18 protein-coding genes and 1 pseudogene are annotated in these 25,852 nt (G+C 68.7%); 7 read left to right on the top strand and 12 right to left on the bottom strand.

The genetic code is table 11. The annotated features are described in order from the left end of the window. The first annotated feature begins 6 nt into the window (after nt 1–6). The 4 genes from sdhA (at nt 7) to BJP32_RS04695 (ending at nt 3,845) form a co-directional block, all read left to right on the top strand. Nucleotides 7–1,791, top strand: coding sequence for a succinate dehydrogenase flavoprotein subunit (sdhA, locus tag BJP32_RS04680; RefSeq protein ID WP_040346412.1), 1,785 nt, complete (start codon nt 7–9; stop codon nt 1,789–1,791). A gap of 12 nt (nt 1,792–1,803) precedes the next feature. Continuing rightward, the gene (locus tag BJP32_RS04685; protein WP_003166501.1) at nt 1,804–2,601 is read left to right on the top strand and encodes a succinate dehydrogenase iron-sulfur subunit; all 798 of its coding nucleotides are present in this window, start codon (nt 1,804–1,806) and stop codon (nt 2,599–2,601) included. 115 nt (nt 2,602–2,716) lie between these two features. Next, nucleotides 2,717–3,037 (top strand): 2Fe-2S iron-sulfur cluster-binding protein, encoded by a 321-nt coding sequence (locus tag BJP32_RS04690; RefSeq protein WP_003166502.1) that lies wholly within the window; start codon nt 2,717–2,719, stop codon nt 3,035–3,037. Nucleotide 3,038: 1 nt separating this feature from the next. Continuing rightward, nucleotides 3,039–3,845 (top strand): kinase, encoded by an 807-nt coding sequence (locus tag BJP32_RS04695; protein ID WP_076223100.1) that lies wholly within the window; start codon nt 3,039–3,041, stop codon nt 3,843–3,845. Here the strand turns inward: BJP32_RS04695 and BJP32_RS04700 are convergent. Together BJP32_RS04700 and BJP32_RS04705 are read right to left on the bottom strand one after the other, a co-directional pair. Continuing rightward, nucleotides 3,817–4,671 carry an HAD family hydrolase gene (locus BJP32_RS04700; protein WP_003166504.1) on the bottom strand — a complete coding sequence of 285 codons (855 nt, stop codon included), beginning with the start codon at nt 4,669–4,671 and terminating at the stop codon, nt 3,817–3,819. The genes BJP32_RS04695 and BJP32_RS04700 overlap by 29 nt on opposite strands. Nucleotides 4,672–4,725: 54 nt before the next feature. Continuing rightward, complete coding sequence (locus tag BJP32_RS04705) at nt 4,726–7,074, bottom strand: ATP-binding protein (protein WP_369822378.1); 2,349 nt, start codon at nt 7,072–7,074, stop codon at nt 4,726–4,728. A 131-nt stretch (nt 7,075–7,205) separates the two neighbouring features. On the opposite strand from BJP32_RS04705, the gene BJP32_RS04710 reads away from it, so the two are divergent. Continuing rightward, on the top strand, nt 7,206–7,616 hold the full coding sequence (locus BJP32_RS04710) for a metallopeptidase family protein (protein ID WP_003166506.1): 411 nt from the start codon (nt 7,206–7,208) through the stop codon (nt 7,614–7,616). 26 nt (nt 7,617–7,642) lie between these two features. Here BJP32_RS04710 and BJP32_RS04715 read toward each other — a convergent pair whose 3' ends face one another. From BJP32_RS04715 to BJP32_RS04745, 7 genes are all read right to left on the bottom strand, one after another. After that, on the bottom strand, nt 7,643–8,413 hold the full coding sequence (locus BJP32_RS04715) for a class I SAM-dependent methyltransferase (protein ID WP_076223103.1): 771 nt from the start codon (nt 8,411–8,413) through the stop codon (nt 7,643–7,645). Nucleotides 8,414–8,417: 4 nt separating this feature from the next. After that, a complete protein-coding gene (locus tag BJP32_RS04720; protein ID WP_088491478.1) occupies nt 8,418–9,815 on the bottom strand; it encodes an RsmB/NOP family class I SAM-dependent RNA methyltransferase in 1,398 nt (465 codons plus the stop codon). Next, complete coding sequence (locus BJP32_RS04725) at nt 9,812–11,779, bottom strand: potassium transporter Kup (protein ID WP_003166508.1); 1,968 nt, start codon at nt 11,777–11,779, stop codon at nt 9,812–9,814. The genes BJP32_RS04720 and BJP32_RS04725 overlap by 4 nt, the downstream gene beginning before the upstream one ends. A 77-nt stretch (nt 11,780–11,856) precedes the next feature. Continuing rightward, the gene (locus BJP32_RS04730; RefSeq protein ID WP_076223105.1) at nt 11,857–12,609 is read right to left on the bottom strand and encodes a thioredoxin family protein; all 753 of its coding nucleotides are present in this window, start codon (nt 12,607–12,609) and stop codon (nt 11,857–11,859) included. Nucleotides 12,610–12,721: 112 nt separating this feature from the next. After that, a complete protein-coding gene (locus BJP32_RS04735; RefSeq protein WP_083673871.1) occupies nt 12,722–14,926 on the bottom strand; it encodes a prolyl oligopeptidase family protein in 2,205 nt (734 codons plus the stop codon). Between the two features lie 18 nt (nt 14,927–14,944). Beyond that, nucleotides 14,945–17,116 carry a prolyl oligopeptidase family protein gene (locus BJP32_RS04740; RefSeq protein ID WP_046652648.1) on the bottom strand — a complete coding sequence of 724 codons (2,172 nt, stop codon included), beginning with the start codon at nt 17,114–17,116 and terminating at the stop codon, nt 14,945–14,947. Nucleotides 17,117–17,227: 111 nt separating this feature from the next. After that, nucleotides 17,228–18,031, bottom strand: a complete 804-nt coding sequence (locus BJP32_RS04745; protein WP_040346413.1) for a potassium channel family protein — start codon at nt 18,029–18,031, stop codon at nt 17,228–17,230. Between the two features lie 49 nt (nt 18,032–18,080). Between BJP32_RS04745 and dapF the strand changes: the two genes are divergently transcribed. Further along, nucleotides 18,081–18,968: a diaminopimelate epimerase gene (gene dapF, locus BJP32_RS04750; protein ID WP_046652859.1), complete on the top strand. Its 888-nt coding sequence runs from the start codon at nt 18,081–18,083 to the stop codon at nt 18,966–18,968. Nucleotides 18,969–19,068: 100 nt separating this feature from the next. Beyond that, nucleotides 19,069–21,348 (top strand): NADP-dependent malic enzyme, encoded by a 2,280-nt coding sequence (locus BJP32_RS04755; RefSeq protein ID WP_003166513.1) that lies wholly within the window; start codon nt 19,069–19,071, stop codon nt 21,346–21,348. Between the two features lie 66 nt (nt 21,349–21,414). On the opposite strand, the gene BJP32_RS04760 is transcribed toward BJP32_RS04755, so the two are convergent. From BJP32_RS04760 to BJP32_RS04770, 3 genes and pseudogenes are all read right to left on the bottom strand, one after another. Then, entirely contained in the window at nt 21,415–23,094 is a 1,680-nt protein-coding gene (locus BJP32_RS04760; RefSeq protein WP_052748001.1) for a beta-lactamase induction signal transducer, read from the bottom strand. A gap of 54 nt (nt 23,095–23,148) precedes the next feature. After that, nucleotides 23,149–24,732, bottom strand: coding sequence for a response regulator (locus BJP32_RS04765; protein WP_083673873.1), 1,584 nt, complete (start codon nt 24,730–24,732; stop codon nt 23,149–23,151). Between the two features lie 23 nt (nt 24,733–24,755). Next, nucleotides 24,756–25,736 (bottom strand): annotated as a pseudogene (locus BJP32_RS04770) (ATP-binding protein); the annotation flags it as partial. Nucleotides 25,737–25,852: the final 116 nt, after the last annotated feature.

Below are 25,852 nucleotides of genomic sequence, written 5' to 3' on the forward strand. Positions count from 1 at the left end.
CCCGCCATGGCTGCATACGAGCTTATCGATCACGAATACGACGTCGTCGTCGTCGGCGCCGGGGGCTCCGGCCTGCGCGCCGCCCTCGGCGCCGCCCAGCAGGGCCTGAAGGTCGCCTGCGTCACCAAGGTCTTCCCGACCCGCTCCCACACCGTGGCGGCCCAGGGCGGCATCTCCGCCTCGCTCGGCAACATGGGCGAGGACAGCTGGCAGTGGCACATGTACGACACCGTCAAGGGGTCGGACTGGCTGGGCGACCAGGACGCCATCGAATACCTGGTCCGTAACGCGCCGCAGGCCGTCTATGAGCTGGAGCACTGGGGCGTGCCCTTCAGCCGCACCGACGAAGGCAAGATCTATCAGCGCGCCTTCGGCGGCATGACCCGCAACTTCGGCGAAGGCCCGGTGCAGCGCACCTGCGCCGCCGCCGACCGCACCGGCCATGCCATCCTGCACACCCTGTACGGCCAGTCGGTCCGTCGCGAGGTGAAGTTCTTCATCGAGTATTTCGCGCTGGACCTGATCATGCAGGACGGCGCCTGCACCGGCGTCACCGCGCTTCAGCTCGACACCGGCCAGTTGCACCAGTTCCGCGCCAAGATGGTGGTGCTGGCGACCGGCGGCTACGGCCGCGCCTATTTCTCGGCCACCTCGGCCCACACCTGCACCGGCGACGGCAACGCCATGGTGCTGCGCGCCGGCCTGCCCCTGCAGGACATGGAGTTCGTGCAGTTCCACCCGACCGGCATCTACGGCGCCGGCTGCCTCATCACCGAGGGCGCCCGCGGCGAGGGCGGCTATCTGACCAACTCGGAAGGCGAGCGCTTCATGGAACGCTATGCGCCGACCGTGAAGGATCTGGCTCCGCGCGACATGGTCAGCCGCTCCATGACCATCGAGATCCGCGAAGGCCGCGGCGTGGGCCCGAACAAGGATCACATCTTCCTGCATCTGGATCACCTGGATCCCAAGATCCTGCACGCGCGCCTGCCGGGCATCTCGGAAAGCGCCAAAATCTTCGCCGGCGTCGATGTGACCAAGGAGCCGATCCCGGTCCTGCCGACCGTCCACTACAACATGGGCGGCATCCCGACGAACTATCACGGCGAGGTGCTGACGCTGCGCGACGGCAACCCCGACAGCGTGGTTCCAGGCCTGATGGCCGTGGGCGAAGCCGCCTGCGTCTCGGTGCACGGCGCCAACCGTCTGGGCTCCAACTCCCTGACCGACCTGGTGGTGTTCGGCCGCGCCGTCGGCCTGCGCTGCGGCGAAGTCGTCGACAAGGCCTCGGCCGTGCCGTCGGCCTCCAAGGCCCAGACGGACGAGCACCTGGCGCGCCTGGACCGCTTCCGCAACGCCTCGGGCTCGACCCCCACGGCGCACCTGCGTCTGGAGATGCAGCGCGCCATGCAGGCCGACGCCGCCGTGTTCCGCACCGGCAAGACCCTGGACGAAGGCGTCCAGAAGCTGCGCTCGATCGACGCCGCCGGCTCGGACATCAAGACCACGGACCGCGGCCTGATCTGGAACACGGACCTGGTGGAGACGCTGGAGTACGACAACCTGATCGCCCAGGCCCTGGTCACCATCGAAGGCGCGGCCAACCGCACGGAATCGCGCGGCGCCCACGCCCGCGAGGACTATCCGGACCGCGACGACGTCAACTGGATGAAGCACACCCTGGCGTGGAAGCGTCCGGGCGAAGGCGTCCAGATCGACTACCGTCCGGTGCACAAATACACGATGACCGACGAGGTCTCGTACATCGAGCCCAAGGCTCGGGTTTACTAAGGGGGATCGCAGATGGTTCAGCTCAACCTCCCGCGCGGCTCCAAGCCCACGACCGGCAAGGTCCACAAGGCTCCGGCCGGCGCCAAGAACGTCAAGACCTACAAGGTCTATCGCTACGACCCGGAGACGGACGCCGATCCGCGCTGGGACTCGTACGAGGTCTCGACCGACGATCACGGCCCCATGCTTCTGGACGCCCTGATCCACATCAAGAACGAGATCGACCCCACCCTGTCGTTCCGTCGCTCGTGCCGTGAAGGCATCTGCGGCTCGTGCTCGATGAACATCGACGGCCGCAACACCCTGGCCTGCACCAAGGGCTGGGACGAGTGCTCGTCGCACAACATCACCATCGCCCCCCTGCCCCACCAGCCGGTGGTCAAGGATCTGGTGACGGACCTGTCGCTGTTCTACGCCCAGTACGACTCGATCCAGCCCTACCTCCAGTCCGACCTGCCGGACCCGGAAAAGGAGCGCCTGCAGTCGCCCGCCGACCGCGAGAAGCTGGACGGCCTGTACGAGTGCATCCTGTGCGCCTGCTGCTCGACCTCGTGCCCGAGCTACTGGTGGAACCAGGAGGAATACCTCGGCCCGGCGGCCCTGCTGCAGTCCTACCGCTGGATCTCGGACAGCCGCGACGACGCCACCCAGAAGCGTCTCGACGACCTGGAAGACCCGTTCAAGCTGTATCGCTGCCACACGATCATGAACTGCGCCCAGGTCTGCCCCAAGGGGCTGAACCCGGCCAAGGCGATCGCCGAGACCAAGAAGCTGATGGTTTCGCCGTCCCGCAAAAAGACGGCCGCCTGATCCAGCCGGTCCGAACGAAAAGAAAAGCCCCCGGCGCCGCCTGGTTCCGGGGGTTTTCCTTGGCCGGCGCGTAGCAAGGCTTGCCAACCCCGCATCCAGAGTTAAGACCGCTTCCATGCCCAAGATCACCTACATCGAGCACGACGGAACCGAGCACACGGTCGAGGTCAAGAAAGGCCTGTCCGTGATGGAGGGCGCGATCCGCAACAATGTGCCGGGCATCGACGCCGATTGCGGCGGCGCCTGCGCCTGCGCCACCTGCCATGTCTATGTCGACGAGAATTTCGCCGCCGAGACGGGCCGCCCCTCGGCCATGGAAGAGTCCATGCTGGACTTCGCCGAGAACGTCGAGCCGAACAGCCGCCTGTCCTGCCAGATCCGCGTCACCGATGATCTGGACGGCCTGATCGTGCGCCTGCCGGAAAGCCAGCACTGAGATGATCGACGCCCGACTGCTGGACGCGGTCGGGTCTCTGGCCGCCCTCCATGCCCGGCCGGACCACATTCCTCTGATCGGGATCGCCGGCGCGCAAGGCTCGGGCAAGACCACCCTGGCCCGCGCGGCGGCCGAACGGCTGGGGACCGCGTATCTGTCGCTAGACGACGTCTATCTGACCGGGGCCGAGCGCCAGGCCCTGGCCCGCGAGGTCCATCCCCTGTTCGCCGTACGCGGCCCGCCGGGGACGCATGATCTGGGCCTGCTGGAGCGAACCCTGGCCGCCCTGCGCGCCGCCGGCGCCGACAGCCGCACGCCGCTTCCCGCCTTCGACAAGCTGGCCGATGATCGCGCGCCCAAAACGGACTGGCCTGTGTTTGCGGGCCGCCCGTCGGCGGTGCTGGTCGACGGCTGGTGCCTGGGCGCGACGCCGCAGGCCGAGGCTGACCTCGCCGCGCCCGTCAACGCCCTGGAGGCCGAACGAGACGGGCAGGGGACATGGCGACGCGCCGCCAACGCCGCCCTGGCCGGCCCTTATGCTGAAGCCTTCTCCCGCTTCGACGCGGTGCTGTTCCTCAAGGCGCCGTCCTTCGACGCCGTACTGGACTGGCGCTGTGAACAGGAGGCGAGGCTGATGGGCCTGCCGCCCGCCGACTTGCCGTCCGCGCGGCGCGCCGAACTGGCCGTCTTCATCCAGCATTTCGAGCGGATCACCCGCCATATGCTGGCGGGCGGGGTTCGCGCCGACCTCGTGTTTCAGCTGGACGCCGACCGGCGCCTCAGTCCGCCGGCATCCGGCCGTAGTTGACGGCGATGCGGCCGATCAGGCCCTTGACGATCAGATCGACCGGCGAGCCTTCGCGATAGTCGCCCGCCGCGACGAAGTTGACCCGGTCCTCCGAGATCAGGCGATGAATCTTGTCGTGGTCGCGCGGGGTGCTGTCAGGGTCGTAGACGGCGATGGAGAAGCCGCCCTTGGTGTGCATCATCTTCATGGTCGGCACATCGGTGTCGCCGTCGCCCAGGAAGATCATCCGGTCGAAGGGGATGGGGCGCTCCTCGTCCGGGATGAAGCGGTTGATGCGTTCATCCTCCCAGTGGTTGTGCACCCCCTTGTTGATGCGGAACAGATACTGGGTCTTGGTCGTGTAGTTGACCCCCACGGCGGGCCAGACCGCCACGTCGTCCTCGTCATAGGCGTATTTCGAGGCGAAGACGTGGGTGAAGGCCTCGGCGATGGGGCAGCCCTCGATCATCTCGGTCAGGCCCGCCGAGATGATGTAGTGCTCGATCTCCAACCCGAACTGGGCGCCGAAGGCGTTCATCCGGTCGAACCAGGAGCGATCGCGCAGGCCCTCGAACAGAGCCACGTCGCGCCCGTGGTCGCGCAGCGTCTGCCGCGTCACCGGCGCGCCCTGTTCGCGCGCGGCCAGCAGCATCATCTGCATGTACATCAGGATGCCGTCGCCGTCCGAAGCGATGGTCCGTGGGCGGACGGTCTCGTTCCAGAACTGGGCCGGCGTCATCCCGATCGAGGGGATGAAGCTGACCTCCTGCATGTTTCCCCGGGCGAGGGTGCCGTCGAAATCATAGATGACGGCGGTCTTGAGCAGGGGGCGGGTCGTGTCGGCCATGAGGACGTCCTGGAGGGCTTGGACACGCCCTCTAGCACGACTGGGCGGTTCAGATCAGCCCAGCAGCAATTCCGGCGCGGCGGTCGGCGCCGTCGCCTCGACCGGCAGGTGCAGGATGAAGGCCGCCCCCTTGCCCGGTTCCGACTGAACCTCGGCCCAGCCGCCGTGCAGTTCGACCAGGGCCTTAACCAGAGCCAGGGCCACGCCCGGCCCGCCGCGCTCGCGCCGCACGAAGCGATCGAAGACGTGGGCCTGCAGGTGATAGGGGATGCCTCGGCCGGTGTCCTCGACGCGGATGCGGACCTCGCCCGGCCCCGCCTCGGCGGTCAGGCTGACCGCGCCGCCTTCGGACACCGCGCGGCAGGCGTTCTCCAGCAGGTGATCGACCGCCTGGGCGATGCGGCGGGCGTCGGCGCGGATCGGCTTCAGCCCCGTCGGACAGGCCAGGTGCAGCGTCGCGCCGCGGCCCTCGACCTTGGCCCTGATCTTTTCCGCCGCCTCGTCCAGCAGGTCGCAGACCCGCACGTCGCCCAGGGTCAGCTCCATCTCGCCGGCGTCGATCTGCGCCATGTCCAGCACGTCGTCGATGGAGCGCGCCAGATGGCTGGCCGCCACGCGGATGGCGCCCGCGTGCTGGCGGCTGCGCTCGGGCAGGTCGCCCATCGCCTCCAGCAGTTCCGAATAGCCGACGATGGTCGTCAGCGGGGTGCGCAGTTCATAGGAGACGCTGCCGACGAACTCGCGCTTCAGGGCCTGGCTTTCGGCCAGGGCGGCCTCCTTGGCGGCCAGGGCCTGTTCCAGCTCGCGCCGGGCGGTCACGTCGAAGAAGGCGACCAGGGTGGCGCCGTCGGGCAGGGGGCGCGTCTGCCAGGCGGCGATGCGGCCGTCCTCGGTGCGGCCCTCGCCGGAGATGGCCACGCGGCTTTCGGGATCAGGATCGGCCACCCGCGCCTTCAGCCCCAGCCACAGGGCGGCGTCGGGCAGGACCGGACGGCACAGGGCGGCCACGGCGTCGAAGTCGCCCGCCTCCATCAGTCGCTCGCCCGCCACGCCCCAGAAGGTCTCGAAGGCTTCGTTGTGCAGCCGCAGTCGTCCGTCCGAGCCGAACACGGCCACGGCGTCGTTCAGCTTGTCCAGCGTCGCGCGCTGGACCTGAATCTGGGCGTTGTAGCGGCTGCGAAGCTGCAGCTCGCCGGTGATGTCCGAGAAGATCAGCAGAATGCCGCCCAGCGGGTGCGGCTGGCGCACCACCCGCAGCGTCCGCCCGTCGGGCAGGGACCAGCTGTCGTCCGGCGAGGCCTGGGCGGCGCCGTAGAAGTCCAGCTCCTCGGCCTTCCACGCCGCATAGTCGACGACTTCGGGCAGCAGACGCTTCTGGCGCAGGCGATCCAGCAGTTCGGCGTGGGTCGGGCGCTCGTCCAGCCAGGCCGAATCGACCCCAAACAACGACTGGAAGGCGGTGTTGTGGAAGGCCAGCCGCTTGGACGGGCCGAAGATGGCCACGGCGTCGGCCAGGTGGTTCAGCGTCTCGTCATGGGCCTCGACATGGCGGCGCAAGGTGTCGCGCGTCTCTTCGGCCTCAGTCATCTCGATGGCGAAGGCGATGACGGCGCCGCGCCCGCCGGCCAGCGGCTCGGCCAGGATCTTCCACGCCCGGCGACGCCCGCCCGCCGTGGTCCAGCGGAAGCCTTCCTGACGCGCGTTCAGGCGCAGGGCCTCGGCCACCACGGCGTCTGCCCCTCGGTCGAAGCTCAAGGTCCGGCTGCGCGCCTCGTCCAGCGTCTCGGCGCCCGTCTCCAGCAGCCAGGCGCTGTTGGCCCAGATCAGATGGCCCGCCCCGTCGACCACCCAGGTCGGCGCAGGGGATTGCTCGGCTAGGGCGCCCGGCCCGGCTTCGCCGCCCGTATCGGGACCGCCCAGGCGCGACAGCCGCAGCCAGGCCCCGCCGCCGTGCGGCCGCCCTTCGACGGCCCAGGTTCCGTCAGAAGTCTCCAGCAGGGTCTCGAACGCCTCTCCGGCGCCGATCAGGGCCTCCATACGGCCGGTGTGCGATTGTTTGAGCGCAGACAGGACGGCTTCGGCGGCCCCCGCCGCGTCCTGGCCCGGAGCCAAGGCCGCCAGCACGTCCGACGCGCCGAAGACGGTCTCGATCTCGCCGTCAGGCCCCAGGCCCAGGCGCACGTCGTCGAACGCCATAAGGGCGGTCGCTCCCGCCTCCGCCTGCATCCGGGCGCCCGCAAGGCCGTCCTCGACCTCGACCGCGCGCGCGACCAGCCGGGCGCGCAGGCGCCAGGCCCAGACGCTGACCGCCAGCGCCAGCCCCGCCGCCCCCGCCGTGGCCGCAAAGGCGATGTCGGCCGCGAGATCCGCCTCGGCCATGCCTTCCCCAGAAAATCGATCCATGTCCGGCCGCCCTTCAGGACAGGCCGATTCGCCGTTTACCATACTCTGATTGGGCGAATTACGATGCGGCCCATGCACGCGCGGCCGCCTCTGCGATTGCGGCCCGACGCGGCGCGGGCGATATCCCCGACATGACCACGCCCTGGACCGACCAGCTCGCCCCCTCGCTCGACGATTTCGCCCGCCTGGCCGAACAGGCCTTCGCTGGCCTGCCCGACCTGTTTCGCCAGGCGGCCGGAGACGTCGTCATCCGCGTCGACGACTTCGCCGACGAAGAGATCCTGCGTGATCTGGAGATCGAAGACCCCTTCGAGCTGACCGGCCTCTATTCCGGCGTCCACATCGGCGAACGCGACGCCATGGGTCCGGCGCCGGAGCCGTCGCGCGTCTTCCTCTACCGCCGCCCCATCCTCGACGAATGGTGCGAGCGCGGCGACGTCGGCCTGGCCGAGATCATCGCCCACGTCCTGATCCATGAGATCGGCCACCACCTGGGCCTGGACGACGACCAGATCCACGCCATCGAGGACGACGAGGACTGAGGACGACGTCAGTCCGATTTGCGATGTTACAAAGGGCGCCGCGCCTCGAAGGTGATGACGTCATCCTCGCGTCGCGGGAGCCGCCCGTGCTCGTAGCCCCCGGAGACGATGACATCGACGAAACCCGCCGCACCCAACGCCAGCCGCATCTCCTCGACGCTCCACCAGCGTAGGGCGAACAGCTCCAGCTCCGATGCGCTCAGACGACCGTCCGTCCAAAGATCATAGCGAAGATGCGAGACGACCGTCTGGTTCAGCAGATCGGAATCGATGCGTTCCTCGGCGAGGGTCAGTAGGTCGCCGTTCGCATCGGTCCAGCGCCGCGTCGGTCCCAGCGGCGCCAAGACAGCGGAGACGGGATCAAGGTCGAGGATCAGACGGCCGCCCGGCTGCAGATGGTCATGGAAGCGCTTCAGCGCCGCCAGACCTTCCTGGGCCGTGGCGATCAGCTGGAATGAGCCGGCGGGAAGAACGACCGCGCCAAAGCGCGTCGCATAGGAGAAGTCGTCAAAGCGGGCCACAGACAGCTCCGCCCTCAGACCTCGCGCCTCGCATGCCGCCCGACACAGGTCCAACATGGCCGCAGAGGCGTCGAAACCCGTGACGTCGAACCCGGCCTCGAGCAGAGGGACCAGCACGCGACCGGAACCGACCGCCGGCTCCAGCACGGGTCCGTCGCGGATTTCCAACCGGCGCGTATAGAATTCCACGTCGCCGAAGGATCGGCCGATCGGCTTGTCCAGATCATAGACCCGCGCCGCCAGACCGGCGTAGCGATTGCAAAGATTCGCGCTCATCGGCCTAGTCCGCGATCCGCTCCAGCTTGGCGGCGAAGAAGCCGTCCAGCCCGCCCCTCTCGGCCCACTGCGAGGGCAGAATGCGCAGCCAGCCCTCGGGCGTCAGCGCCTCGTCCGGAGCGCCGACTTCGGCGGGAACAGCGGCAACGGTGCGGAAGGCCGGGTTGCGGCGCAGGAAGGCGATGACCTGCGTCTCGCCCTCTTCGCGTTCCAGCGAGCAGACGCAATAGACCAGACGGCCGCCCGGCTTCACCTTCTGGGCGGCCGCGTCCAGCAGGCGATGCTGCACATCGGCCAGCTTGGCCACGTCAGCGGGGCGGGTGGCGCGCAGAACTTCGGGGTTGCGGCGATAGGTGCCGGTGGCCGTGCAGGGCGCGTCCAACAGAACCGCATCGAACGTGCGGTCGTCTTCCCAGTCCTCAGCCGGGACGGCGACGACCTCGGCCTTGAGCTTCATGCGCTCGAAATTCTGGCGCAGACGTTTCAGGCGCGTTTCGGAGCGGTCCAGAGCGACGACCTCCGCCCCGGCGGCGGCCAGTTGCAGCGTCTTTCCGCCCGGCGCGGCGCACAGGTCCAGCGCCGTCTCGCCCGCCTTGACCGCCAGCAGGCGGGCGGGGACGGCCGCGGCCGCGTCCTGAACCCACCAGTCGCCGGCCTCGAAACCTGGCCAGGCGGCGACGTCGCCGCGCTTGCCCGTGCGGACCGTGCCGCCAGGCAGGGCTTCGCCCTCGACCGACGCCGCCAGTTCGGCCGGATCGACGCCCGGCTTGGCCGTCAAATCGGTCGCGGGCTCCTCGCGCGTGGCCAGGGCCAAGCCGATCAGAGCCGCCTCACCATAGGTCGCCTTCCAACGCTGAGCCAGCCAGTCGGGCAGGTTGGATTCGGCCGTAGTCAGGCCGGGGCCGTCACGGCCGACGCCGCGCAGCACGGCGTTGACCAGATTCTTGTACGGCCGCGTCTTGGCGTCGCGCTCGGCCAGCTTCACCGCAGTAGACACTGCGGCGAAAGCGGGCGTCTCCAGCACCAGGGTCTGGGCCAGGGCGACGCGCAGGATGGTCATGACCGCCAGCGGCGTCGCCTTCTGCAGACGACGCTCGAGGATCTGGTCGATCTCGCCCAGACGGCGAAGGGCCGCCATGGCCACGGCGCGGGCGAAGGCCCGGTCCTGAGGCGGCAGGTCGCGCGCGGGCGATTGCGACAGGGCCTCGTCCAGACCCGTGCGCTTCTCCAGCGCCGCGTTCAGAAGGATGCCCGCCACCAGCCGCGCCTCGACGCCGATGTCGGCGTGCGGATCGTCCGCGACGGGCTGCCGGGTCGATTCACGACGCGGCCCGCGCGCCTTTTCGGCGATGCGGCGACCGCGCGCGGCGGAGCTTCTGCCCTTGGGCGCGCTCCCGCTCACACCGACACCTGGGTGCCGAGCTCGACCACGCGGCCGGGCGGAATGCGGAAGAAGTCGGTCGGATTGGCGGCGTTACGCATCAGGAAGATAAACAGCTTGTCCTGCCACAGAGGCATGCCCTGGCGGGCGGAAGGAACGACCGAGCGACGGCCCAGGAAGAAGCTGGTCGACATGATGTCGAACTTCAGCCCCTGCTTGCGACACAGACCCAGGGCGCGCGGCACGTTCGGCGTCTCCATATAGCCGAAGGTCAGGGTCAGACGCTTGAAATCATCGCTGATCGGCTCGACCGCCACCCTTTGCAGGTCCGGCACGCGCGGCCGGTCGGACGTATGCACGGTCAGGATGATATTCTTCTCGTGCAGCACCTTATTGTGCTTGAGGTTGTGCATCAGGGCCACGGGCGCCACGTCCGGGTCCGAGGTCAGGAAGATGGCCGTGCCCGGCGCCCGGTGCGGCGGACGGGCGCGCAGCATCTCGATCAGATCATTCAGCGGCAGGCTGTCCTTGCGCGTCTTGTCGGCCAGGATCTGGGAGCCGCGCACCCAGGTCCACATCAGCATGACCAAGCCCCCGCCCAGCACCAGCGGCATCCACGCGCCCGCCGGGATTTTCAGCAGGTTGGAAGTCAGGAAGACCGCGTCGATGAAGCCGAACGGCACCAGGGTCAGCAGGATGGCCCACCACGACCACTTCCACTTGTGACGCACGACGGTGAAGGCCATCAGGGTGTTGACCATCATGGTCCCCGTCACCGCCACGCCATAGGCCGCCGTCAGATTGTGCGACGACTGGAAGCTGACCAGGACGAACAGCACCCCGACGAGCAGCAGGCTGTTGATCGCCGGGACATAGATCTGACCGGCCTGGGTCTCGGAGGTGTTGCGGATGTCGATACGCGGCAACAGGCCCAGCTGGACCGCCTGCTGCGTGACCGAGAAGGCGCCCGTGATCATCGCCTGGCTGGCGATCACCGTGGCCGCCGTGGCCAGGATCAGCATGGGCCAATAGGCCAGCTGCGGCACCATGTTCCAGAAGGGATTGTCCGCCGCGCCGGGGTGCGACAGCAGGAAGGCGCCCTGGCCGAGATAGCAGAGCGTCAGGCACGGCAGGACGATGAACAGCCAGCTCTGGCGGATCGGCGCCTTGCCGAAATGGCCCATGTCCGCATACAGCGCCTCGGCCCCGGTGACGGCCAGGAAGACGCTGCCCAGGATGACGAAACCGAGGAAGCCGTCGGCGATCAGCAGCTTGATCCCATAGTAGGGCGACAGGGCCTTCAGGATCGACAGGTCGTCGAAGATATGGACCACGCCCAGCAGGCCCAGCGACAGGAACCAGATCAGGGTGATGGGGCCGAAGAATTTGGCCAGCCCTGCCGTGCCGCGCGACTGCACCAGGAAGAGGGCGATCAGGATGCCCGCCGCCAGCGGCAGGATGAAGGGGTCCAACCGCCCGTTCAGGCCGGGCGCCTCCTGCAGGCCTTCGACGGCCGACAGGACCGAGATGGCGGGCGTGATGACGCCGTCGGAGTAGAACAGGGCCGCGCCGCAGACGCCCAGGACGAACAGCCAGGCGCTGCGTCGACCGATGGCGTGCTGGGCCAGGGCCATCAGCGACAGGGTGCCGCCCTCGCCCTTGTTGTCGGCCCGCATCAGGAACATGACGTATTTGAACGTCACGACGACCATCAGCGCCCAGAAGGCCAGCGACACCACGCCGATGATCGCCAGGTCGCCGCCGACGCCCTTCTGGGCGTGGGCCGTCGCCTCGCGCAGGGCGTAGATCGGGCTGGTGCCGATGTCGCCGAAGACCACGCCGATGGCGCCCAGGATCAGGGCGCGGTGACTGGCCTTGCCTCCGCCATGGCCGTGCGCCCCGCCGGAAGGCGGAGTCTGGGCGTTCGCAGAAGAGGAGGCGTTGGCGGTTGGCGCGGCGTCGCCGCGGGGCGTATCCCCGACCATGCAATGTTCTCCGGGTCGCGCGAGGAGGCGCGCGCCCATCAAGAGCGGCGGGCCTTTAGACCTTTTCCGTCAGCGGTTCAATCGCGCCCCGTTTCCGGACGCGCAGCGGACGACAGGATGCGACGATCGTCCTTGGCCTGCAACAGCACCACCACCCCTTCATCGATCCCTGCGTCCTGGGGCAGGGGGAACAGCACGGGCCGGCCGTTCCAGTCGCCCAGACGGCGCACCTCGCGCACCACATTGACGTGGGTCACGGCCCGGCCGCGATTGTCGCCGCCCTTGACCTCGACCGTCTGCTGGCCCGGCCGATAGACGACGGCGACGACTTCAGCCCCGCCACGCGGCGGGCGGCCCGAACCGATGCCGACCCGGTCGCCGGTTTCGCGGAACTCGATCTCGGGCGGCCAGCCCCGGCCCTGCGCCTCGGCCTCGACCGCCGCCTTCAGCTCCGGCGAGCGCGCGCCCGAGACATGACGACGTCCGTCGATCACCACCTGCGGCGTCGAGACGTTCCGCAACTTCAAGGCCTGACGATAGGCGCGCTGGCGCTCGGCGAACTCGGGCCGGGCGAAGGTGTCGGACCAGCCCAAATAGTCCCAGTAGTCGACGCCGTAGGTCAGGACGATCACGCCCGGATCCTGGGCCACCGTCTCGACCGTGCGGTTGGCGTCGGGACAGCCCGAGCAGCCCTGGGCGGTGAACAGTTCGACCACCACCGGCTGGACCGGGGCGTCGCGCTCGCGCGACGGCGCGGCGGCGACGGCCAGCAGACCCACGCCCGCGGCCGCCGCCGTCATCCCGTACCTGAACAGGCCCCGTGCCATCATGACGGCGATCCTATCCCCTCGGCCCGATAACGCCGCTCATAAATGCGTGAGCGGCGTTCCACGCCATCGATCGGCCTTCGCGCTCAAGCAGACCGAAGGCCGGTAAAGCCCGTCAGTCCATCAACTGCTGAGCCAGATAGACATAGTGCCGCGCCCAGCGTCGGGCGTTGGCGACCGGATCCGCGTCGTTGGAGTGACCGCCCGCCGTGTCCTCGAAATAGAGGTGGTCGTGGCCCAGGTCGCCCAGGCGCGCCGCGAACTTGCGGGCGTGGCCGGGGTGGACCCGATCGTCGCGCGTGTTGGTGGTGATGTAGACGCGCGGATACTTCACCTCGGGCCGCAGCTGCTGATAGGCTGAATAGCGGGCGATGAATTCGGCGTCGCCCGGAATGCGCGGATCGCCGTATTCGCCCATCCACGAGGCGCCCGCCGGCAGCTCCTGATAGCGCAGCATGTCGATCAGCGGGCTTTCGATGACCGCCGCATTGAACAGCTCCGGGTGCTGGGTGATGGACACCGAGGTCAGCACCCCGCCGTTCGAGCGGCCGTAGATGCCCAGATGGCGCGGGCTGGTGATGCGCCGCTGCTCCAGATCGCGGGCCACGGCGGCGAAGTCGTCGAAGGCGCGCTGGCGGTTCTCGCGCAGGGCCGCCTGGTGCCAGCCGGGGCCGAACTCTCCGCCGCCGCGGATGTTGGCCTGGACGAAGACGCCGCCGTTCTCGAGCCACAGCTTGCCCATCTCGGGCTTGTAGGCGGGCGGGAAGCTGGCCTGGAAGCCGCCATAGCCGAACAGGATGGTCGGGCCGGTCCCGTCCATCGCCAGATTCTTGGGCCGGGTGACGAAATAGGGAATCTTCGTCCCGTCGGTCGAGGTCGCCTCGAACTGCTCGACCACATGGGTCGAGGCGTCGAACTTGGCCGGGGCCGATTTCAGCTCGCTCAGGACGCCGGTGGCGACATCGGCCAGGCTGAGGGTCGGCGGCGTCAGGAAGCCTTGCGTCGAGACGAAGACCTGGCCCTTGGCCTTGGAGCTGTCGCCCAGGCCCACGGCGCTGTTGGCGGGCACTGCGATGTCGGTCGCGGTCCAGCCGTCAGCCGTCGGGACGAAGCGCTTCAGCGTGCCGACGACATTGTCGGCGATGACGGCGACGATGCTGTCCTCGAACACGCTGACGTTCTGCAGGGACTGACGCGCGCCCGGGGCGAAGATGGTCGCCGTCTTCGCGTCGATGCGGATGCTCTGGCGCACGTCGCCCAGCACGCCCATCGGCATGGCGACCAGAGACCCGGCGGCATAATCCTGACCGTCGAAGCTCCACGCCTGTTCGGGCGAGAAGATCAGCTTGCCGCCCAGCACGCCCTGAACCGCCACGCGCTCTGGCAGGTTGAGCCTGTAGGGCTTGCCGTCGGAGCCCAAAGCCCAGATTTCCGACCGGAAGGTGTCCAGCGGGCGGCTGAACAGCACGGCCTCGACCGCGCCCGCCTTGTCGCGGAACACCATGGGAGAGACGCCGTAGCCGCCGTCGCCCTGCTGGCCGCGATAGACCTCGGTCGCGTGGGCCAGCGGATGGCCGCGCGTCAGAGATTTGACGATGAAGGGATAGCCCGACTCCGTCAGGCTGCCGGGACCGAAGTCGGTGGCGATCAGCAGGGTGTCGCGGTCCAGCCAGCTGATGCGGTGCTTGCCCTCGGGGATGACGAAGCCGCCGTCCACGAACCGCTTGGTCGTCAGGTCGAACTCGCGCACCGTCACGGCGTCCTTGCCGCCGTCCGACAGGTTGATCAGGCAGCGGGTCTCGTCCGGCGCCAGGCAGTTGGCGCCCTTGAACACCCAGTCCTTGCCCTCGGCCTTGGCCAGGGCGTCGATGTCCAGCAGGGTCTCCCACTGGGGCTGGGCCGTGCGATAGGAGTCCAGCGTCGTGCGGCGCCAGACGCCCTTGGGATTGGCCGCGTCCTGCCAGAAATTCCCCAGGCCTTCGCCCAGGAAGCTGACGCCGGGGATGCGGTCGGTCGCGGTCAGGATGGCCTCGGCCTGCTGGCGGAAGGGCTCATAGCGGCGGTCGCCGGTCAGGGCCGCCAGGGCCTTTTCATTCGAGGCGGCGACGAAGGCGCGGGCCTCGGCGCCGTCCACCTCTTCCAGCGCCAGATGATCGTCGGCGGCCTTGACCCCCTCGGGCGACAGGTCGCGCGGGAAGTGCGGCGGCAGGGTCGTCGCCGAGGCGGCGGCGGGATCGGACGCGACGCTCTCAGCTAGAGCGGGCGCGGCGGCCAGCATCAGGGCGGGCAGGGCGACGGACAGAAACAGGGACTTCATCATGATCTCGGGCTCCGTCGATTACCGCTGGGCCGGCTGATCCATCAGCCGACGGGTCAGATAGGTGTATTCCAGCGCGATGCGGCGGGCCGTTTCGCGCAGGTTGGCGCCGGCCGCGTGACCGCCGTCGACGTTTTCATAGAAGAGCACCGGATAGCCCAACTCCTCCATCCGCGCCGCCGCCTTGCGGGCGTGGCCGGGGTGGACGCGGTCGTCCTTGGTCGAGGTGTGGATGAAGACTTCCGGATAAGGCTGGCCCGCCGCCAGACGCTGATAGGGCGAGTATTCCTCGATCCAGGCGCGCTGTTCCGGGATGTCCGGGTTGCCGTACTCGCCGATCCACGAGGCGCCGGCCAGCAGCTTGTGGAAGCGCAGCATGTCGAACAGGGGCACCTGGATGACCGCCGCATTGATCAGGTCCGGGCGCTGGGTCAGCATGGCGCCCATGAACAGGCCGCCTTGCGAGCCGCCCATGATCCCGAGGTGCGGCTGCGAGGTGACGCCGCGCGTGATCAGATCCTGGGCCACGGCCTGGAAGTCCTCGTGCGCGCGCTGGCGGTTTTCCTGCTGGGCCGCTTGGTGCCACTTGGGTCCGAACTCGCCGCCGCCGCGGGTGTTGGCGATGACATAGACGCCGCCGCGCTCCAGCCACAGCTTGCCGACCGTCGGCGAATAGCCGGGCAGCAACGACGACTGGAAACCGCCGTAGCCGTACAGCAGCGTCGGATTCGAGCCGTCCAACGCCATGGCGTCCTTGTGGACGACGAAATAGGGGATCATCGTCCCGTCGGCGCTGCGCGCCTCGAACTGATCGACGCGCATGCCGCTGGCGTCGAACTTGTCCGGCAGAGCCTTGGTCAGGGCGACCGCGCCGGTCGCCGCATCGGCCAGATAGAGGCTGGACGGGTTCAGATAGCCGGTGACGCTGACGAAGATCTTGTCGTCGCGCTCCGAGGCCGAGCCGACGCCGACCGAGACGTTCTGCGGCAAGTCCAGGCGCGTGCGGCTCCAGTCGGCCGGGTCATAGACATAGACCGAGCCGCGCACGTTCTCGTACAGGGCGACGACCAGCTTGTTGCGGGTGGCGTTGATCCCCTCGATCGCCTCGCGCTCGCCGGGACGGATCACCAGTTGCGCCGGGGTCTTGGGATCGGCCAGCCAGGCCTGCAGGTTCCAGGCGATCACGTCGCCGGTCTTGAAGTCCTGGCCCGACGGCGCGGTCCAGTCCTGGTCCGTCGTCACCACCAGCTGGCCGGCGACCAGAGCGTTGATGTTGGACTTGAGCGGCAGCTCCAGCTTGGTCGTCGAGCCGTCGGCGTTCAGGCGCCAGGTCTCGCTCTCATAGAAGTTGATCCCCCGGTTCAGCAGCACCGCCTGCACCACGCCGTCGGCGTCGCGCAGGGTGTAGCCCGAAACCGAGACGTCGGTCTGCTGACCGGCGAAGACCTCGACCGCCTGATCGACGCTCTGGCCGCGCTTCATCAGACGCACCGTGCGCGGATAGCCCGAGTCCGTTAGCGAGCCCTCGCCGAAGTCGCGCGAGATCAGCAGGGTGTCCTTGTCGATCCAGCTGGCGCCGCCCTTGGATTCCGGCAGGCTGACGCCGCCCTCCACAAAGGTTTTCGTGACGCTGTCGAACTCGCGGACCGTCACCGCGTCCTTGCCGCCGTTCGACAGGGAGATCAGGCAGTAACGCTCGTCCGGCGGCAGGCAGGACGCGCCTTTATAGACCCAGTTAGCGCCCTCGGCCGCCGACAGGGCGTCGATGTCCAGGATGGTCTCCCACTGCGGCGCGTCGGTGCGGTAGGAATCCAACGTCGTGCGGCGCCAGATGCCGCGCACATGCTCGGCGTCCTGCCAGAAGTTGTCGACGTGGCCGTCGTGGGTGAAGCCGGGCGAGGGGATGCGGTCGCGCGACTGCACCAGGTCCAGCGCCTGCTGGTGCAGGCCCTCATAGCGCGGATCGCCCTGCAGCACGCCCAGAGAGGTCTCGTTGTGCGCTTTGACCCACTCCATGGCGCGATCGCCCTCGACCTCCTCCAGCCAGATGTAGGGGTCGGTCGCGTCGCTGGCGGCGAAGCCCGGAGCCGTCGAGGCGGCGCTTGCGGAAACGGTGGCTTGGGCCATGGCGACGGGTGCGGCTCCGGCGGCGAGAAGAAGGGCGGCGACGGACGCCAGCGAGCGGATGGTCATATGTGTCCCCCAACGGACGAATGTTTTCGCGCGGCACCTTGGCGAGAGCGAGGGCAGGGGGCAAGCGTCTGTAATCTTACAGGCTTGTAATCTTTCGCCGCAGGGCGCGCCTCAGTCGCCGTCGTCGGGGATGCACAGGATCTGGCCGCAGGCCTTGCAGTGAACGGCGTCGGGATCGTGCTTCTGAAGCCCGCAGGTGGGGCAGGGGAACTTGACCTTGTGCGGCCGGATCAGGGTCTGGGCCAGGCGGATGAACAGGGTGATGCCCACCAGCATGACGACGATGGAGATGACCCGCCCCCAATTGCCCGGCAGGGTGATGTCACCAAAGCCTGTCGTCGTCAGGGTGGCGACGGTGAAATAGAGGGCGTCCAGATAGCCGTTGATGTGCTCGGCCTTGCCCCTGAAATAGGCGTAGACGAAGCCGGTCACGACGAAGACGAAGGTGACCAGGGCGGTCAGGGCCCGTGTGACCTCCTCGACCCGCGTGTCGTCGAAGCGGCGGCCGATGGTGCGCCAGAACAGGTCGCTGTTCAGCAGGCTCCAGAACCGCAGCAACCGCAGGAAGCCCAGATTGGCCAGCCAGGCCGGGAACAACAGCGTCGCCAGAACGAACAGATCGACCCAGACGATCGGCCGCTTCAACCACGACCGGATGTCGGAATAGGCATAGGCCCGCGCCGCCAGATCCAGCCCCAGAACGGCGGCGATCAGATAGTCCAAGACATAGAAGGCCCAGCCCGCCTCCTTCAGGATCGGCGTGGCCAGGAAGAAGCCGATGATGGCCAGGTCGATGACGATGACCATTAGGCGGAACTTCACCGCCGCCGGCTGGGAGCCGTGATAGAGGTAGCGCAGGCGCGCCCTCAGCCGCAGCCCGTCGGATTTGGCGGTTTGGCTCTGGTCAGACGTCATCGCCGCCACCGATACATGAACCGGCGAAAAATCCTATATGAAGGCGATCATGAGCCAGCCCGCCCGACCCTACATCCGCATGAACGGCGCCGGAAACGCCTTCATCGTCGTCCAGGCCTTCGAAGAACCCTTCCACCCGACCGAGGATCAGGTGCGCGCCCTGGCCGATCCGGCGGCGGGTCTGGGCGGCTTCGACCAGTTGATCGGCGTCGAACCGTCCGAGACGGCCGACGCCTTCATGCGGGTCTGGAACGCCGACGGCTCCATGGTCGAGACCTGCGGCAACGCCCTGCGCTGCGTCGGCTGGCTGCTGCTGCAGGCGACCGACAAGGAAGAGGTGGTCATCGACACCCTGGGCGGACCGACCACGGCGCGCCGGGCGGCGGGCCGCGTCGGCTCTGGAGACCCCGAAGGATCGACGGCCGCGACCCATCAAGTCACCGTGGACATGGGCGCGCCGCGCCTCGACTGGTCCCAGGTGCCGCTGTCGGAAGACATGGACACGCGCGGCATCGAGCTTCAGGTCGGACCGATCGACGCCCCCGTGCTGCACACGCCGGGCGCGGTGTCGATGGGCAATCCCCACGTCGTCTTCTTCACCGACCGGCTGGACGACGCCTTCGTGCGCGGCTCCGGCTCCCTGGTCGAGCACCACCCCCTGTTCCCCGAAGGGGTCAACGTCGGCTTCGCTGACGTGCTGGCCCGCGATCACATTCGGTTGCGGGTGTGGGAGCGTGGAGCAGGCCTGACCCTGGCCTGCGGCACCGGCGCCTGCGCGGCCCTGGTCGCCTCGGCGCGGCGCGGCCTGACCGACCGAAAGGCCGCCGTGACGGTCGACGGCGGCGAACTGACCATCGACTGGGACGAGGCGTCCGGCCACGTTTTCATGACGGGCCCGGTCGAGGTCGAAGGGACCGGCTTCCTGCCTGCCGCGTGACGGAGAAACCACGCAATCGGCCTTGACCCAGCGTCAGCGGTTGTCCCCGCCCATCCCACGATCTAGGAACGAAATGCGCCCGCCCCTTCCCGAGATCGAAATGCCCGAATTGACCGATAAACAGACCTTCTCCGACGACGACGCTCTGGAGTTCCACAGCGATCCGACGCCGGGCAAGATCTCCATGGCCCCGACCAAGCCGATGGCGACCCAGCGCGACCTGTCGCTGGCCTATTCGCCGGGCGTGGCCGTGCCGGTCCTGGCCATCGCCGCCGATGCGGACAAGGCCTACGACTACACCGCCAAGGGCAACATGGTCGCCGTCATCTCGAACGGCACCGCCATCCTGGGCCTGGGCAACCTGGGCCACATGGCGTCCAAGCCGGTGATGGAAGGCAAGTCGGTGCTGTTCAAGCGCTTCGCCGACGTCGACAGCTTCGATGTCGAGGTGAAGACCACCGATCCGGATGAATTCGTCACCGTGGTTAAGAACATCGGCGACACCTGGGGCGGCATCAACCTGGAGGACATCAAGTCCCCCGAATGCTTCGAGATCGAAGCCCAGCTGCAGGATCTGCTGGACATCCCCGTCTTCCACGATGACCAGCACGGCACGGCCATCATCTCGACCGCCGGCCTGATCAACGCGGCCCATATCGTCGGCAAGAAGCTGGAAGACCTCAAGGTCGTCCTGTCGGGCGCCGGCGCAGCGGGCCTGTCGTCCATCGCCCTGATGAAAGCCGCCGGCGTCAAGGCCGAGAACACCGTCATCTGCGACCGTCAGGGCGTGATCTACAAGGGCCGCGACAACGTCTCCCAATGGCAGGCGGCGCACGCCACCGACACGCCGCTGCGCACCCTGGCCGAGGCCATGGTCGGCGCCGACGTGGTGCTGGGCCTGTCGGCCAAGGGCGCGATCTCCAAGGAGATGGTCGCCTCCATGGCGCCCAATCCGATCATCTTCGCCATGGCCAACCCGGACCCCGAGATCACGCCGGAAGACGTCAAGTCGGTGCGCTCGGACGCCATCATCGCCACCGGCCGCTCGGACTATGTGAACCAGGTCAACAACGTCCTGGCCTTCCCCTATCTGTTCCGCGGGGCGCTGGACGTGCGCGCGCGTCAGATCAACCACGAAATGAAGATCGCCTGCGCCCACGCCCTGGCGGCGCTGGCCCGCGAAGACGTGCCGGACGAGGTCGCCGCCGCCTATCGCGGCCGCAAGCTGAAGTTCGGCCCTGAATACATCATCCCCACCCCGTTCGACCCGCGCCTGATCTGGTACATCCCACCCTTCATCGCCCAGACGGCGATGGACACCGGCGTGGCGCGCAAGCCGATCAAGGACATGGAGGCCTATCGCATCGCCCTGCGCCAGCGGGTCGATCCGTCCGCCGCCCTGATGCAGAAGATCCAGGCCAGCGTGCGCTCGGGTCCGAAGCAGCGCGTCGTCTTCGCCGAGGGCGAGGAACAGGTCGTCATCCGCGCCGCATGGGCCTTCAAGCAGGCGGATCTGGGCACGCCGATCCTGGTCGGCCGCGAGGAGTTGATCCGCCACAACGCCGCCGAAGCCGGTCTGAACTTCGACGAATTGGGCATTCAGATCATGAACGCCCGCGTGTCGGATCGAAACGCCGAATACGTCGACTGGCTGTACGCCCGCCTGCAGCGTCGCGGCTATCTGCGCCGCGACGTCCAGCGCATGATCAACCAGGACCGCAACTACTTCGCCGCCGCCATGGTCGCTCGCGGCGAGGCGGACTGCATGGTCACCGGCGTGACCCGCAACTTCAACATGGCCCTGAAGGAGGTCCGCCGCGTCCTGGACGTCACGGACCGGATGATCGGCCTGTCGATCCTGCTGGCCAAGGGCCGCACCCTGTTCGTGGCCGACACCTCTATCCACGAACTGCCCAACGCCGCCGAACTGGCCGAGATCGCGGTCAAGGCCGCCGCCACGGTCAAGAAGCTCGGCCGCAAAGCGCGCGTGGCCTTCCTCAGCTACTCGACCTTCGGCGACCCGCCCGGCGATCGCGGCGAAAAGGTGCGCGAGGCCATCCGCATCCTGGACTCGATGGACGTCGACTTCGAGTACGAGGGCGAGATGCCGCCGGCTCTGGCGCTGAATTCCGAGGCCCGCGCCAACTATCCCTTCATGCGCCTGACCGGCGACGCCAACGTCCTGGTCATGCCGGCCATCCATTCGGCGGCCATCTCGACCCGCCTGGTCCAGTCTCTGGGCGGCGCCACGGTGATCGGCCCCCTGCTGGTCGGCCTGGAGAAGTCGGTGCAGATCGTGCCCCTGGGCGCCTCGGTCGGCGAGATCATCACCGCCGCCACCTTCGCCGCCTACGCCGAGGGCGTGGAAGTCGAGGACTGATCCTCCGCTTGATCACGACGACCTCGAGAGGCGGCCTTCGGGCCGCCTCTTTGCATTTCCGCCCCCCTAGGCGTCGAGGTTGAGGCGGCGGCGCTCCATCGTCTGGCGGCCCCATTCCATCGCACAGAAGACCACCGCCACCACGCCCAGCCATGCGGCGATGACGAACATGGCGGCATAACCCTGGCGTTCGATCAGTTCGCCCAGGGCCCCGCGCCCCAGGGTGCCGATCAGCAGGGCCAGGGAGGTGAAGACGGCGAACTGCACCGCCCCGAACATCTTGTTCGACAGGGCCGACAGATAGGCGACGAAGGCCGCGCCCGCGAAGCCGCCGGCGATGTTCTCGCCCGCGATGGCCAACATCAGCCGCGCCAGGGGCTCGCCTACCCCGAAGGCGCCGAACAGCTTGTAGAGGCCGGTCGCGCTCATGAAGCCGCCGATCACCGGCGCCCCCAGAGCCAGGTCCATCATCAGCAGATTGGTCGCCGCCGACAGGGCTGCGCCCAGCAGAAGACTGGCCATCCGGCCGATGACCAGCAGCGCCCATCCGCCCAGGGCGATGCCGACGATGGTCATGACCACGCCGAAGGTCTTGGACGCCAGGGCGATCTCGGTCTTGGTGTGGCCCAGCGCCCCGCCCGTGTCCCCCATGTAGAAGGGGAAGGCGAACGGGCCCCAGACGCCGTCCGTGATGCGGTAGGTCAGGATCAGCCCCAACACGATCACCGCGCCCCAGCCCAGACGTCCCATCAGCTCGACCAGCGGCGCCAGGATGGCGTCATACAGGGTGTTGGCGAGCGCCGGCCCCTGATCGGCCTCGGACGCCGCCCCCGCCTTGCCCCCGCGCCAGACGATGATCCCGGCCAGCACGGCGGGCAGGATCACCGCCATGCCGACGATCCACGGCCCCCAGACGGCGGTGAACTCTCCGGCGCTGGGCGCAGGCTTGACGGTCAGAGCCGTGACCATGAAGCGCACCAGCATGAAGGCCGCCCAGGCCCAGGCGGCCAGGGTGACGAACAGGGCGGTCATCCGCAGACGCGTCGAGCCGATGCGTTCGCGCGCGATGGCGGCGCGCGGCGCCGCCTTGGGCTCGGGTGCGATCAGCGTGCCCAGAACGCCCAGACCCATCAGCCCCGCGCCGATGACGAAGGTCGTCGACCAGCCCAGTTGATCGGCCAGCACCAGGGCGCCCGCACCGCCGACCAGGGCCGCCGTGCGGAAGCCCAGCTGATAGACCGTCGACAGCAGGTCCACCGGCGTCCGCTCGTCCGCCACCTCGATCCGCCAGGTGTCGATGACGATATCCTGGGTCGCCGAGGCGAAGGCGCCCAGGGCCGCGGCGCCCGCCAGCACCACGATGGCCCCCGTTCCCGGATGCGACAGGGAGATGGTCAAAAGCGCGCCCGCCAGCACGATCTGGCACAGGATCAGCCACGACCGACGTCGGCCCATCCGGCCGATCACCGGCGGCGTCAGTCCGACCGCGGGCGACCACAGGAATTTGAAGGCGCCGAACAGCCCGACCCACGACAGGACGCCGATCGTCGCCACCGATACGCCCGCGTCGGACAGCCAGGCGTTCAGGGTGCCGAACAGCATGGCGAAGGGCAGACCGGCCGAGAAGCCGAGCAGCAACATGGCCAGGGTGCGCCGCTCGCGGAACGCCGCCTTGAGCACGCCCAGCCCTTTGGGCGACGGCTGCAGCGCCGCGACCTCGGAAGCGGGCGTCTTGGAATCGGTCATGCGTGGCTCCGGCGGGGCGCCGCCGGGCGATACGGACGACGGACTACTGGCAGATCAGGAAACGGCGACCTTGGCGCGGTTGGCGGCGTTCGTCCAGCGGGCCAGGACGACGCGCAGGGCGTCCGCCTCCAACGGCTTGGCCAGATGATCATCCATTCCCGCCTCGAGACAGGCGACGCGATCCTCGGCGAAGGCGTTGGCGGTCAGGGCGATGATCGGCGTCTGATCCCCGCGCGCCCGCAGCGCCCGCGCCGCGCTCGGTCCGTCCAGGCGCGGCATCCGCATGTCCATGAACACCAGATCGAAGCGCGCCGCCTTCAAGGCGTCCAGCGCCTCCTGGCCGTCAGCGGCGGTCTGGACCACGCAGCCCTCGCGCCGCAGCAGGGTCTTGGCCAAAAGAGCGCCAACCGGATTGTCCTCGACCAGCAGCACCCGCACGCCCTTGAAGGCCACATGGGCCACGCGATCATCGTCGCCAGATCGGACCGGCGGCGTGGGCAGACCCCGGCGCGGCGCGGCGGCCGCCCTGACGCGCTCGGCCAGAGACTCGCGGCGCAAGGGCTTGATCAGATAGCCGCAGAAGCCCGCCGCCCGATAGCGGCTGATCAGTTCGCGTTCGGATGGGCGCAGCAGGATGATGGCTTGACCCTGGCCCGGTCGAACGGCCAGGGCTCCGCCTTCGGCGCCTGCATGATCGATCAGGGTCACCCCGGCCTGGCGAGCCACACGGCCGCCCGAGGCCTCGATCTGATCGGTCGCCGCCCGGCGCACGAAGGGATTCGGCGTGCGGACCGCCACCACCAGCCCGTCCAGAAGTCGCGCACGCGCCTCGGTGCCGACCACGACCGGAAACTCGGCTTCAAAGCGAAAGCGGGCGCCGGGGCCGTCCGGCCGATCTTCGACCACGGCTTCGCCGTCCATGGCGCGGGCCAGCCGCCGCACCACCGCCAGACCCAGACCCGCCCCGTCGAACCGGGCGGCGTCCGAGACGTCGGCGTGACCGAATTCTTCAAAGATGCGGCCGCGCGCCTCTTCGGGCACGCCGGGGCCGGTGTCGTCGACGATGAAGGCCAGGCGCGCAGGCGCCCCTTCCATGCGTTCGCCGACCGCCTCAACCGCCAGGCGCACCCCGCCCCGGTCGGTGAACTTCACGGCGTTTCCCGCCAAGTTGAACAGGATCTGCCGCAGGCGGCCCTCGTCGGCGACGACGTCCGGGGCTTCGGCGGCCACCGACCAGACGATCTCCAGCCCCTTGTCGTGCGCGCGCGGGCTCAGCAATTCGGCCACGCCGCGCACCAGACCCTCCAGCTCGACCGGCGCCGGATCGAACTCCAGCGCCTCAGCCTCCAGCCGGGCGTAGTCCAGCAGGTCGTTGACCAGGCCCAACAGATGCTCGGCCGACTTCTGCGCGGCCTCCGCATAGGCGCGCTGGGCGCCGTCCAGACGGGTCCGCGACAACAGCCCCAGCATGCCGATCACCCCGTTCAGGGGCGTGCGCATCTCATGGCTCATCAGCCGCAGGAACTGGTGCTCGGGCGAGGCGCCGTCTTCAGGCGTCGACGTCGCAGCCTGCCCCGCTTCGGGCGCGGCAGGGAAAAGGTCGCTCTGCGGCGACGGCTTGCGACGGGTCTGTCCCATAAGGCCACGCTAGGGCCGAGGGGTTAATTCCAGACGAACGGCGTTTGTCCCGCCCCGCTTTCCTGCACGGGAAATAAAGCGCGGCGACTGGCCTGGCGGTCGAAGTCCTCATGGGCGCCGACCGTGCTGCGTCGATACATCAGCGCCTCGGCCACATGGCGGCGCAGCGCGCCGTCCGCGCCGTCCAGATCGGCGATGGTGCGCGCCAGACGCAGGGTGCGGGTCCAGCCGCGCGCGGTCAGCCCCCCGGCCTCGCCCGCCTTCATCAACAGCGCGCGCCCCGCCTGATCCGGGGCGGCGAACCGCTCCAACGCCTCGCCCGAAGACCTGGCGTTGAGCGCCTGCATTCCCGTCAGCCCCGCCTCCACCATGCGGGCCTCCTGCATCTGCATGGCGGCGGCGACGCGGGCGGCGGCTTCGGCCGTGCCCTCGGCCGGGGCGGACAGGATCATGTCGGCGGCCGTCACCGCCGGCGTCTCCACCGTCAGGTCGATACGGTCGAACATCGGGCCGGAGATGCGGTTCTGGTAATCCTTCTGGCAGCGCGGAGCCTTGCCGCAGGCGCCGCGCCCCGGCCCGCCCACGCCGCAGCGACAGGGGTTCATCGCCGCCACCAGTTGGAACCGCGCCGGATAGCGCACATGGGCGTTGGCCCGCGCCACGACGATCTCGCCCGTCTCCAGCGGCTGGCGCAGGCTGTCCAGCGCCTGGGGCGAGTACTCGGGCAGTTCATCAAGGAACAGCACGCCGTTGTGCGCCAGGGAGGCCTCGCCCGGCTTGGCCTTCAGCCCGCCACCGGTCAGGGCCGCCATCGACGCCGAATGATGCGGCGCTCTGAACGGCCGCTCGCGCGTCAGCCCTCCGCGCTCGATCAGCCCCGCCACCGACCAGACCATCGACGTCTCCAGCCGTTCCATCGGCGTCAACGGCGGCAGCAGGCCCGGCAGACGCGCCGCCATCATCGACTTGCCCGAGCCCGGCGGGCCGACGAACAGCAAGCCGTAGTCGAATGGCTACGTCCGGTTCAGGCGTGCACTACGCTCTCCTGACGGTCTGTCTGGACCGTCTTCAGCGTGCGCGAGATCGCCGTCACAGTGGTCGTGGAGGCACGATGTAGGCG

This window comes from Brevundimonas sp. ZS04 (assembly GCF_001956865.1).
In the GTDB taxonomy this organism is placed as follows: Bacteria; Pseudomonadota; Alphaproteobacteria; order Caulobacterales; family Caulobacteraceae; genus Brevundimonas; species Brevundimonas diminuta.